We start from the raw sequence: 12,147 nt of genomic DNA, 5'->3' as shown, positions 1-12,147 counted from the left end.
TTGTCCGTTTTATCTAGGATTGAACGATTTTTGCAGAATTGTTGTCATGTTACTTAGTATATGTTAGCATTAAATTATGTAACATTAGTGGAGGGTTATTCGGTGGAATACGTCGAACCTATAAGAGACATTGAAAAGATTAATGCCATCAAGAGCGTTTTGAAAAAGAGTTCGCAAAGGGATTTGCTGCTATTCGTGTTTGGGATTAACACGGGCATCCGAGTGAATGAATTACTCTTTTTGAAGATTTCTGATGTGTGGGATGGAGCGAAGGTCAAGGAGTTCCTTTATTTGAAGGATGCGGATCGAGAGGAAGAAAAGCCATATTATCTTAACGACCGAATCCAGCGGGAATTGAAGAATTACTTAAGCCAAATCGAGTTTAAGGAATCTGATTACCTGTTTAAGTCGAGGAAAAATGACCAGCCGATTACGCGTCAGCAAGCATACCGAATCATTAATTCCGCAGCTAAAGAAGTGGGCATCACAGAAAAAATCGGGACCCATACGTTGAGGAAGACCTTTGGTTATCATGCTTATCGCAAAGGAATTGCCATTTCATTACTCATGGAAATCTATCATCACCACTCCTCATCCGAAACATTGCGTTATTTAGGAATTGATAAAAGCGAAAAGCGACTGGTGAAGGTGGATGTGAACCTTTGAGAAGTGTATATGAAGACAATGTTACCAGGGTTCTAGAGGATAGAGTCCGCATGAAGCGTTCATAAAGACAATGTTACCAAGGTTCTAGTGGATAGAGTCCGCATGAAGCATTCATGAAGACAATGTGACCAGTTTTTTGGAGGATAGAGTTCGCATGAAGTGTTCATAAAGACAATGTTACCAAGCTTCTAGAGGATAGAGTCCGCAAGAAGCGTTCATGAAGACAATGTTACCAGGGGTTTGGAGGATAGAGTCCGCATGAAGTGTACATGAAGACAATGTTGCCAGGGCTCTAGAGGATAGTGTCCGCATGAAGCGTTCATAAAGACAATGTTACCAGGGCTTTGGAGGATAGAGTCCGCATGAAACGTTCATGAAGACACAATTACAATATTTCTAGAGAAGTATGTCCACATCACACGAACCAATCACCATCACAAAAAGAAGCCGTCCCAAAAAGGGTATCTAAACCCTCCTGAGACAGCTTCCAAAACAAAATCAGCAATATCCAATTACAAAAAATCATCCTTATCATCAACGCTAGTATCCATTTCAACATTGGTTAATGAATGAACAATATCCTCGTTCACTAGTACTTGCACCGTTTCGGTACCAGAGATGAACTTGAAAACACCGTTATTAAAGTCCGTACCAAGCTCTTTGAAGAAAATTCCTTCAAACTCAACATCCTTCGTATGCTTGAAAATAATACGATAATGGTCATCTTCCTTAACTAAATAAGCACGAATTCCTTTTTCATAATGTCTATCTGGATTTTTAAGATAACGGGCAATCGAAATAATATGAAGATCAACAAATGGGATTTCTTTCAGTAAGGCGTTAATGATGGACCCTTTTGCAATTTGTTCCCAAAGACTTTGCGCAGTTTGACCGATGACAATCTGAGTCACATTTTTTTCACGCGCAACCTCAGCAATCACCTTATGAACAGGACGTTTTTCATCGTCTTTTAAAATAAATGCATCAGCACCATGATGTTCAGCGATTTCTTTCCATCTGGCAATATAATTAGTTTTTTCAGCATCTAAATCATCAAATCGTTTTGGGTCTACGGTAAGAATATAAAGGGGACAGTCGAGCATCTTGGCTAGTTTACAGCCTCGTTGAATGAGACGTTCACCGTTTGGACCATAATAAACGCAGACAAGGATGCCTTCATCCATCCGCTCTTTCATTATTTTCATAGTGGTTCACCTCAAAATAGAAATGGAACGTATTAGCTTCACGTCCTAATAAACTATGTATGACTATAACCCATGCTCCCATTGTCAGTCAATGGATATCCGATATCTAACCAAAGTCAACACAAGTAGAGGAGGGACAACACATGTCTTGGCTGCACTTACTAATCTTGGCCCCTTTTATCTTCGCGATATTTGTGCCATTTATTTATAAAAAATTGAATCAGAGGATTCATACAGGCTGGTTCGTGTTATTCATTCCGCTTTTCCTATTTATTTATCTTTTAACCTTTATCCCCAAAACCTCGAGTGGGAATACCCATATAGCCACATTACCTTGGCTTCCGGCCTACGATATTAACTTTACCATCTATATGGACGGGTTAAGTCTATTGTTCGCTCTCATCATTGCAGGAATTGGAGCGCTCGTTGTCCTCTATTCTATTTACTATATGTCAAAGCATCGTGAAGCGTTGCATAACTTTTACGTCTATTTATTAATGTTCATGGGCGCCATGCTTGGTCTTGTCTTTTCTGACAACATCTTCGTCCTCTATGTCTTTTGGGAGCTGACAAGCGTATCCTCGTTCTTGTTAATTGCCTATTGGTATCAGCGTGAAAAATCAAGATACGGGGCGCAAAAGTCGATGCTTATTACGATTTTTGGCGGACTTGCGATGCTAGCGGGGTTCATCATGCTTTCGATGATTGCCGATACGTACAGTGTCCGCACTCTCATAAGTGCCGAAACGCTCAACACGAACACTTTGTTTATCCCAGCAATGATTCTCATCCTAATAGGCGCATTTACAAAATCGGCGCAATTTCCTTTCAGCATTTGGCTCCCAGATGCGATGGAAGCACCAACACCAATCAGTGCGTATCTTCATTCCGCAACGATGGTTAAAGCGGGTATCTACTTGGTCGCTCGATTAACTCCCGTATTTGGTGGGGAGGCTGTATGGTTTTGGCTCGTTTCGGGAATTGGACTCATAACCCTCTTATATGGATCGGTGAACGCCGTCCGACAAACCGACCCAAAAGCATTATTAGCCTATTCGACCATTAGCCAGCTCGGTTTAATCATGAGTCTTCTCGGCATGGGTTCTGGTGCATTGTACTTCGGCTATGGAGACGAATCCTTTGTTTATGCGGTCGCCATTTTTGCTGCGATATTCCATCTCCTGAATCATGCAACCTTCAAAGGCTCGCTGTTTATGGTGGTGGGAATCATTGACCATGAAACTGGAACGCGTGATATCCGAAAGCTTGGCGGCTTAATGCATCTAATGCCAATTACTTTTACCATAACCGTTATTGGTGGCTTTGCGATGGCTGGACTGCCGCCATTTAATGGATTCCTGAGCAAGGAAATGTTCTTCACGGCTGTCCTCAATACAGCAGAAAAGTCCATTTTCAACCTAGATACACTTGGATTCCTATTTCCAATCATTGCTTGGGTCGCGAGTGTCTTTACGTTTATCTACAGCATGATTCTTGTGTTTAAAACATTTAGAAGGAAGCAAAACTTTGTGCGCGTCGATAAGGAAGTGCATGAAGCGCCGATTGGCATGCTACTTTCGCCAATTATCCTCGGCATACTTGTGGTCGCACTCTTCTTTTTCCCAAATGTGGCGTCCAAGTATTTATTAACGCCAGCCTGGGAAAGTGTGTTGCCAACATTAGCAGGGGATTTAAGTGTAAAAATCAGTCCGTGGCACGGCTTCAATGCAGAATTAATGATGACGATTGGCGTCGTTGTCCTTGGAACGGTCATGTATCGCTTTTTGAAAAAATGGTACGGTCTCTATGATTACTACCCAGATTCATTAACCATCAATCATTTTTATAATCTTGGCTTACAATCACTTGAAACCATCTCGGAAAAAACAACGAATCGCTATATGACAGGCTTTATCCGCGATTATCTCGTCTATATCTTTGCCTTCATCATTGTCGTAGTCGGTGGTGCGCTCTGGAAATATGGTGGCGTGACGATTGACCATCCGACCGATGCCGATGTGAACATTTACGAAGCTGGCATTATTGTGGCCATGGTCATTTCTGCTGTTACCGTACTGTTTTCGAATTCCCGCATTACATCGGTGATTGCCGTTGGGGCGTTAGGATTCCTCGTGTCATTCTTATTCGTTCTGTTCCGAGCACCTGACTTGGCTCTTACCCAACTGGTTGTCGAAACGGTCACAACAGTGCTGTTCCTATTATGCTTCTATCATTTGCCTGAGCTACGCAAGGAAATGAGTCGCATTCCATTCAAAATCACCAATGCCCTCATCTCCATTGGAGTAGGCGCAATTGTCACGATTGTCGCTTTGTCAGCGAATGGAACACGCCTGTTTGACTCGATTTCGACCTACTATGAGGATTCTTATAAGTTGGCGGGCGCGCAAAATATCGTCAACGCCATTCTCGTCGACTTCCGCGGCGTCGATACGATGCTCGAAATTCTTGTGTTAACGATGGCGGGCCTTGGCGTCTACACGTTAATCAAACTGAAATCAGAAAGGAGGGGGAAGGATGAAGGAGCCGAATGATATCATTATCCGCAGCGTCGCGAAAGTTGCGGTCGTCATTATTTTCACATTTGCCATCAACTTGTTTATTTCAGGACACCACTATCCAGGTGGGGGATTTATCGGAGGATTGGCATTTGCTTCGGCAGTCATCCTTCTCTTCCTGACCTTTGATATTGAAACTGTTCGAAAAAATATTCCCTTGGATTTTAAAGTGGTCGCAGCTATCGGCGTGTTAATCGCGGTATTAACAGGTGTGGGAAGCTTGCTCTTTGATGTGCCGTTCTTGTCGCAATCCTTTGGCTACTTCAACCTGCCAGTCTTCGGGAAGACCGAGCTTGCGACAGCGGTGCTCTTCGATATCGGGGTGGCGCTTGCCGTCATCGGAACCGCCCTGACGATAATTATGAGTATAGGAGATGATCGCTAATGGAAACGTTAATGTGTCTCCTTGTCGGTGTATTGTTTACGATTGGCACCTATTTGATTTTGACGAAAAGTCTGTTGCGGATCATTCTAGGGACTTCAATCGTTGGACATGGTGTGAATCTACTAATTATTACGATGGGTGGGTTAAAAAAAGGTGGTCCACCCCTTTTAGGATTGAAAAATTTAACCTATACCGATTCGCTCCCGCAAGCGCTCTTATTAACCGCAATCGTGATTAATTTCGCCACTACCGCTCTCTTTTTAGTATTGAGCTACCGTGCTTACATCGTGTTAGGTACGGATGATACCGAGCAATTGAGAGGTAAAGAAGATGAATAATTTCGTAATACTCCCCATCATCATTCCTGTCATCATCGGGATGGTCATGATTATCTTTAGAAAACAAATTAAGTTACAACGCTATCTTAGTCTTGTTGCCATGGCAGCAGTTGGAATCGTCACTATTTATTTGATGCTTCAAATTAAGAGTGAGGGAATCCAAACCCTGCATCTCGGCGGCTGGGTAGCGCCGTTTGGTGTCACAATGGTCGTTGACATGCTCGCGGCCTTATTGATCACCACCACAAGTATCGTCGCCTTTTGTTGCTTGCTTTATGCTTTCCGCACGATAGGAAAAGAACGAGAGCAATTCTATTTTTACCCACTGTTCTTATTCTTAATTACGGGTGTTATTGGCTCGTTCATGACAGGGGACGTCTTCAATCTCTTCGTTTGTTTTGAAGTCATGCTCGTTGCCTCTTATGTGCTCATCTCTTTGGGCGGCACGAAAATTCAGCTAAGAGAGTCGATTAAATACATCTTAATCAACATTTTGTCGTCCTTTCTCTTCTTGGTCGCCATTGCATTCCTTTATGCGATGACAGGAACATTGAACTTCGCCCATCTCTCCCTACGAGTCGCCGAGGTTGGGCAAGGTGGACTGATGACAACAGTCGCGATTCTTTTCTTAATCGTCTTTAGTTTAAAAGCGGGCTTGTTCCTGTTCTTCTGGCTCCCAGGGGCATACAGTGCACCTCCCACAGCCATTTCGGCAATATTCGCAGCCCTTCTCACAAAGGTTGGGATCTATGCGATTGTGCGAATGTTTACGCTCGTGTTCTATCATGAACCAGAGGTTACACACTTATTCATTGGCATTCTCGCAGCAATTACGATGATATTAGGAGCCGTTGGTGCTGTTGCGTTTTGGGACATAAAAAGAATTCTCACCTACAACGTTATTGTCGGAGTCGGATTCATTCTCGCTGGAGTGGCATCTTTTACAACCGTCGGAATGACAGGTGCACTCTATTATTTAATCCACGACATGATTGTGAAAGCACTCATTTTTCTACTAGGAGGCACGGTCATCTATTTGACTGGCACAAGCAATCTGAGAGATTTAAGTGGCTTGATTCGCTTGCATCCTCAACTTGGCTGGATGTTTTTCATCGCTGCCTTGTCGTTGTCCGGAATCCCACCATTAAGTGGCTTTCTCGGGAAGCTCTTTATTTCAGAAGGAACCTTTGAAGCGGGCTACTTTTGGCTAGGAGCAATTGGCCTTTTTACAAGCTTAATGGTCCTGTACTCAATTATGAAAGTGTTCATGAATGCTTTCTGGGGATACACGGTCATTAAGGAAGAAGAGGAGCAGGGCACAACAGCTGGATTACTGCTCCCGATTGGCATTCTAACTGCCCTTACGATAGCCCTGGGGATTGGAATTCAAGCGATTCATGCGTATGTCGATCTAGCGGTCGAAGTATTGATGAATCCGTCCATTTACATTGAAGCGGTGCTCGGATTGAATCCAAAGCCATAAATCGAAGTCGAAAAATGGAAAGGGGTGGTCAAGATGCCCATGCAAGTTCTGATCAACTTAATTATTGGGGTGCTCTGGATGTTTCTCCAGGATCATTGGGGCGTCCTCACATTTTTTAGCGGCTATTTATTTGGCTTACTTGTCCTATATATATTACGTCGATTTCTCAACACGAAATTCTATCCGATTACATTATTGGCCATTATAAAGCTGTTTATCGTCTTTATCTATGAGCTTTTTACCTCAAGTGTTATCGTGATATGGCACGTGATTAGACCAAGAATCAAGATTCAGCCTGGCATCTGCACATTAGAAACCGATCTAGAAGGAGACTTAGAGGTCACATTACTAGCCCTCCTCTTGAATCTAACACCAGGTTCTGTCGTGGTCGAGGTATCTCCTGATAGTAAAAAGTTTTATATTCACGCCATGGATATTCCAGAAGCGAATAAGTCTCTCTCCAAATCGAAAGAACGTTTTGAAATGGCGATAAAGAAGGTGACGCGACCATGATCAAAGGAATGTTAATTGGCTCTCTTATATTTCTCACGTTATCGATACTTGCAATTATGTATCGGCTGGTAAAAGGACCAACGGCCTCTGACCGGGTTCAGGCCCTCGATGCATTAGGCATTAACATCATATCAGGTGTGGCGATTTTCTCCGTCTTAATCAGAAGTACAGGCTTTTTTGAAGTCATTCTCTTGATTGGAATTCTATCCTTTATCGGCACAATCGCGTTTGCCAGATATCTAGAAAGGGGTGTCGTCATTGAACGCAAGCATCCCAAATGAAATCGTACCCGTTCTATTAATCTTAATTGGCACGTTCTTTAGTTTCCTGAGTGCAATTGGATTAGTGAGGCTCCCAGACGTCTACACGCGCTCCCATGCTGCCTCAAAAAGTACAACGATCGGCGTCTTATTTATCCTGGTCGGAACGTTCTTCTTCTTTCTATTAGAAGAGCATTACTTCAGCATTCGCTTATTTCTAGGAATCTTCTTCGTGTTCCTCACAGCACCAGTAGCGTCCCATGTGCTTATTCGCTCGGCCTACCGTTCTGGGGCACAGTTAGCACAGGAATCAGTGCAGGATGATTTGAAAGAAGTTTTGGGTCGAGAGGATAAAGAACATGTATGATGAAGCTAGCCCTGCGCTAGCTTTTTATTTTGCACTCAAGGTATGATACAATCACCTGTATATGAAGGACGAGAAAGAGGAATTAATAAATGAAACGTACATTACCCGTTCAAAAGAATGACTACATAGATGTAATATTTGAAGATTTAACCCATGACGGAGCAGGCGTCGCCAAGGTCGACGGCTACCCAATTTTTGTCCCAAATGGCTTACCTGGTGAAAAGGCAAAGGTCAAGGTCATTAAGGTGAATAAAGGGTACGGCTTTGGCCGTCTAGAAGAACTGTATGAAAAGAGCCCTTACCGTATCGAGATCCCGCGAGAGGATTTGCCTAAATACGGAGGTTGCCAACTTGAACATATTAGCTACGAAGGACAGCTTAAATATAAAGAGAATCAGGTTCGCCAAGTGTTAACTCGTATTGGAAAGCTTGAAGATGTGGTCGTTCACCCCATCCTTGGCATGGACAACCCATGGCATTACCGCAACAAGGCCCAAGTCCCTGTAGGCGAGAAGGATGGCAAACTCATCGCCGGCTTCTTCAAACCAAGAAGCCACGAAATCGTCGATACCGATGAAAGCTTAATTCAGATTCCTGAGATTAACGAAGCTGTTCAGGTCGTAAAAGAGATCTGCGGAAAGCTTGGCATTCCTGCATATAATGAAGAAACACATAAAGGTGTCTTACGACACATCATGGCCCGCTACGGCAAACAAACAGGCGAGCTAATGGTCGTAATCGTCACACGCACAGGAGAAATTCCTTTTGCAGAGAAGATTGTAGAGGAAATTGTGGAGAGACTGCCAAAGGTGAAATCGATTGTTCATAACGTGAACTCAAAGCGCACGAATGTGATCCTTGGCGATAAAACAAAGGTTCTTTGGGGTTCGGAAGTGATTTATGACTATATTGGTGATGTTCGATTTGCGATCTCAGCGTTGTCATTCTATCAGGTGAATCCTGTGCAGACGAAGGTGTTGTATGACAAGGCACTGGAGTATGCTGCATTGACTGGTTCAGAGTCTGTCATTGATGCCTACTGTGGAATTGGGACGATTTCATTGTTCTTAGCTCAGAAAGCACGGAAAGTATTTGGAGTAGAGATTGTTCCAGAAGCTATTGAGGATGCCCGGAAAAATGCTGAGTTGAATGGCTTTACGAATGCAGAATTTGAAGCTGGGGAAGCAGAGGCGGTCATTCCGAAGTGGTATGAGGAAGGCAATAAGGCTGATGTACTGGTTGTGGACCCGCCTCGTAAGGGCTGTGATGAAGCTTTATTGAGGACCATCATCGACATGAAGCCGAAGAAGGTTGTGTACGTGTCTTGTAACCCTGCAACATTAGCCCGTGATTTACGAATTTTAGAAGATGGGGGATACAAGACGGTAGAAGTGCAGCCGGTGGATATGTTTCCGCATACTACGCATTGTGAAGCGGTGGCGAGGATAGTTTTGAATGAAGAAGTAGAAAAATGAGTGCGGTTCTTTTCTTAATTTTTGGGATTATTGGAATCTGACAGAGCTCTGGGTAAACCATCAATTTGTTTAACATTAAGCAGGGTAAACCGTAACATAAATAAGGGTAAAAGCTTGAGGGAGGTCAGTACTTCCCTCATAAAAATTCTTTATATGAAAGGAGCTCTCATAAAGGATAATTCAACTGGTTCTGCACAATTTAATACACAGATTTGGTTCATTAGTACACCAGTGCGTCCTTGAAAAGCCTCCATTGTAAAGTCAAACATTAGGGTAATGGTTATAATTTGACGTCTTTCCTTAACAAAAACCTTATGCTAGTTCTGGTGCTTCTCCAAGCGATGGAATTTAATATTAAAGTAAGTCCTAAGAGAAGATGAAGGCATTGATGTTTTAGCATATAAAGTGCCTTTTTATTTGAAGAGCCTACTATAAAGGTACAAGTAAGACATTGAAAATCTTCGGTTGGTTTACCTGAAATTCAACAGTTTCTAATTCAATTTATGCTAATAATTGATATGTAAAATGGGATGAAAATATACCTTATGATATAAGAACATTATTACCTTTGCAAAAAAATGTATGTACCTGAGTAAACTATAAAGCTATAATTATTTATAGGTAAATTGTGGTACTTACTTTTAGTTTACTGACATAAATTGTAGAGGTAAAAATAATGCTAAAAAAAGATATGAGGATTATAGAATTTTTTAAAATTAAATATAAGGATGTAGTAATTTTAAAAGGTTCTGAAAATAATGAAATTAAGAGATACCTTGAAGCTGTAAGGGCAGAGGCATCCGCTTCAATGGATTTGGATGGAACAATTACGATAATGATAAACGATGAAAATTACACTAAATCTGCACTATATGAAGAGATGGCTCATGCTATACAATATAAAAAGCGCGGTAACGTAACAGCACCTTCAGTGGATTATTACGAGCGAGAAATTGAAGTAGCTGAATGTTTAATTGAAAACCACGATAGACTAGGTTTAAGAGATGAGGAAAAAGAGCAAACTAATATTAATCTTATAAAGTATAAAGCTCTTTGTAATGATTTGAGAGGGGGATTGTAATGAATGGCATATATGGATATGTGGATAATGCAATACAATCTCCCATTAATAACTCTCAGATATTATTTGGAAGTTGGTCTCCATTTAAGATGGAACCATCTGAGAAAAAAAGTTTAATTCAATATAGAGATTTTTCTATTGTTGGTGTATGGCATATTCAGTCAGTATCATCATTCTCTAGCAGTGAAACAAGAACGCAATTTGGAATCTCTGTTATCCCTGAGTCATGCGATTTAAGTATAGAAAGTGGAGACTTATTTTTTTCGGAAGAATTATTTGTAACTTTTAAAAGAGTTAATACAACGAAAAATGAATATGGGTTTGAGTTAGGTACATATAAAGATTATGTAAATAAATTAGAATACGGTCTAATCTTGTTTACAAATGGAAAAGAAGAGTTTTTAGCTATTACATCTGATGAACATATTGAGTCCTTTGATTATAAATTCAAATTCAAAAGTATAGATCACAATACTCTAGAAATAAAAGAGATAGAAATTAATGATGTAGAAGAGCTTTTTGTTATTAATAAAGAAAATCCTCTTGAGGTTAAGTTCGACTTTGAAGGTGGTTTATCTTTAAAAGATTTTATGGACACTATGCAGCCAATTAGGAGTTTTATTGTGGATTCTGGTAATGAATACTTTTACAACAAAAAAGGGAAACGTCAAAAAACAAGAAAAGTATTTGAACCTGAATTAGCTCTAAAGGCTGGTAGTGTAAGAGCATTTATATCACCAATGGAAGAAGAAAAAGAGCAATTAGATTTATTTGTTAATCCAACTTTCTCATATGAACTATTATATTCGGTTTTAGAGTATGCAGAGAAAAGGGACTCAAAAGCAATTCTTAAGTTCTTAAGTTCGAATAAATTGACTAATCTAAAGCAATATCTAAATAATCTTCTAAAAATATCCAAAGTATTTAAAAGAGAAGGTAAGTTCTATATTAAATACAATCATTTAAAACCTTTAATTCTCACTTCTAATTCATTTAAAAATATTGAAAAGGCTATTTCAGAAGTAGAGCATAGGGAAGTAACTGTAGTTGGAGAATTATATGCGATAGATACAAGAAGAAACTGGTTAAAAGTATATGATGAAGATAATGGGGTAGATTGGAAGTTTATATACGATTCACATGTTTACCAAAGTAATATCTTTAAAGTTAATCAGTTCGTCAGTGTTATGGGTACAACTGAAGCCCCTGTTGACATTACTAGAGGCACAGCACATCTTAAAGATATAAAATTGAAATAGTTAAAAGTAGAGGACAAAGAAATTAATAGTGTTTTATCTTTTAAATGCATAATTCCGAGGCTTATCAACCAAAGTGTGTAATTTATTCTTAATACTTTATCACCTGATATTTAAGATGGTTATGGACGAATAGTTAATTCATCACAATAGCGCATTGTTGAATATGGCTACTATTCCATTTGATTACTAATTCTTTTGTCAAAAAAATAAAACTTTTAATAGGGTATTCTCATTAGAGAATGCTCTTTTTGTGTGCCGGGCATGTTCACTAGCTAGGGGGGAAAGACCACTATAGGCGTTGGGATATAGCAAGAAAATTCATCGAAGATCTATCAACTTCGTTGTAGATATAGAGCTAGAGAAATTCTTGACCGAGTGAATCATTACAAACTCTTGTCACTACTAGCTAAATCAATAACAGATAAAAATACTCTGAAGTTAATTAGAAGATACCTCAAGCAAGTGCCATGGAAGATGGTCTAGTTAAACAGAATAATGAGGTAATCCTCAAGGTAGACCACTAAGTCCGATACTAAGTA

The 12,147-nt window shown here is 40.5% G+C and carries 12 protein-coding genes; 11 read left to right on the top strand and 1 reads right to left on the bottom strand.

Annotated features, from left to right (window positions below):
* Positions 1 to 102: 102 nt before the first annotated feature.
* Positions 103 to 666, top strand: a complete 564-nt coding sequence (locus FAR12_RS20715) for a tyrosine-type recombinase/integrase (protein WP_126410676.1) — start codon at positions 103 to 105, stop codon at positions 664 to 666.
* A 512-nt stretch (positions 667 to 1,178) separates the two neighbouring features.
* On the opposite strand, the gene FAR12_RS20710 is transcribed toward FAR12_RS20715, so the two are convergent.
* Positions 1,179 to 1,871, bottom strand: a complete 693-nt coding sequence (locus FAR12_RS20710) for a universal stress protein (RefSeq protein ID WP_126410675.1) — start codon at positions 1,869 to 1,871, stop codon at positions 1,179 to 1,181.
* Positions 1,872 to 2,014: 143 nt separating this feature from the next.
* Here FAR12_RS20710 and FAR12_RS20705 point away from each other — a divergent pair, with 143 nt between their 5' ends.
* The 10 genes from FAR12_RS20705 (at position 2,015) to FAR12_RS20660 (ending at position 11,608) form a co-directional block, all read left to right on the top strand.
* A complete protein-coding gene (locus tag FAR12_RS20705; protein ID WP_126410674.1) occupies positions 2,015 to 4,423 on the top strand; it encodes a Na+/H+ antiporter subunit A in 2,409 nt (802 codons plus the stop codon).
* Positions 4,407 to 4,832, top strand: coding sequence for a Na(+)/H(+) antiporter subunit B (locus tag FAR12_RS20700; protein ID WP_126410673.1), 426 nt, complete (start codon positions 4,407 to 4,409; stop codon positions 4,830 to 4,832). The genes FAR12_RS20705 and FAR12_RS20700 overlap by 17 nt, the downstream gene beginning before the upstream one ends.
* Positions 4,832 to 5,170, top strand: a complete 339-nt coding sequence (locus tag FAR12_RS20695; RefSeq protein WP_126410672.1) for a Na(+)/H(+) antiporter subunit C — start codon at positions 4,832 to 4,834, stop codon at positions 5,168 to 5,170. Before FAR12_RS20700 ends, FAR12_RS20695 begins: the two co-directional genes overlap by 1 nt.
* Entirely contained in the window at positions 5,163 to 6,653 is a 1,491-nt protein-coding gene (locus FAR12_RS20690) for a Na+/H+ antiporter subunit D (protein ID WP_126410671.1), read from the top strand. The genes FAR12_RS20695 and FAR12_RS20690 overlap by 8 nt, the downstream gene beginning before the upstream one ends.
* 33 nt (positions 6,654 to 6,686) lie before the next feature.
* Positions 6,687 to 7,166, top strand: coding sequence for a Na+/H+ antiporter subunit E (locus tag FAR12_RS20685; RefSeq protein ID WP_126410670.1), 480 nt, complete (start codon positions 6,687 to 6,689; stop codon positions 7,164 to 7,166).
* A complete protein-coding gene (locus tag FAR12_RS20680) occupies positions 7,163 to 7,447 on the top strand; it encodes a Na(+)/H(+) antiporter subunit F1 (RefSeq protein WP_126410669.1) in 285 nt (94 codons plus the stop codon). The genes FAR12_RS20685 and FAR12_RS20680 overlap by 4 nt, the downstream gene beginning before the upstream one ends.
* Complete coding sequence (mnhG, locus tag FAR12_RS20675; protein WP_126410668.1) at positions 7,425 to 7,793, top strand: monovalent cation/H(+) antiporter subunit G; 369 nt, start codon at positions 7,425 to 7,427, stop codon at positions 7,791 to 7,793. The genes FAR12_RS20680 and mnhG overlap by 23 nt, the downstream gene beginning before the upstream one ends.
* 89 nt (positions 7,794 to 7,882) lie before the next feature.
* Positions 7,883 to 9,268 (top strand): 23S rRNA (uracil(1939)-C(5))-methyltransferase RlmD, encoded by a 1,386-nt coding sequence (gene rlmD, locus FAR12_RS20670; RefSeq protein WP_126410667.1) that lies wholly within the window; start codon positions 7,883 to 7,885, stop codon positions 9,266 to 9,268.
* A 676-nt stretch (positions 9,269 to 9,944) separates the two neighbouring features.
* Positions 9,945 to 10,349 carry a hypothetical protein gene (locus tag FAR12_RS20665; RefSeq protein WP_126410666.1) on the top strand — a complete coding sequence of 135 codons (405 nt, stop codon included), beginning with the start codon at positions 9,945 to 9,947 and terminating at the stop codon, positions 10,347 to 10,349.
* On the top strand, positions 10,349 to 11,608 hold the full coding sequence (locus FAR12_RS20660; protein ID WP_126410665.1) for a hypothetical protein: 1,260 nt from the start codon (positions 10,349 to 10,351) through the stop codon (positions 11,606 to 11,608). Before FAR12_RS20665 ends, FAR12_RS20660 begins: the two co-directional genes overlap by 1 nt.
* The last annotated feature ends 539 nt before the right edge of the window (positions 11,609 to 12,147 follow it).

This window comes from Bacillus yapensis, from assembly GCF_005280205.1.
Taxonomy (GTDB): Bacteria; Bacillota; Bacilli; order Bacillales; family Cytobacillaceae; genus Robertmurraya; species Robertmurraya yapensis.
The sequence above is the reverse complement of the archived record's forward strand: the minus strand, read 5'-3'. Positions and strand labels throughout refer to the sequence as shown.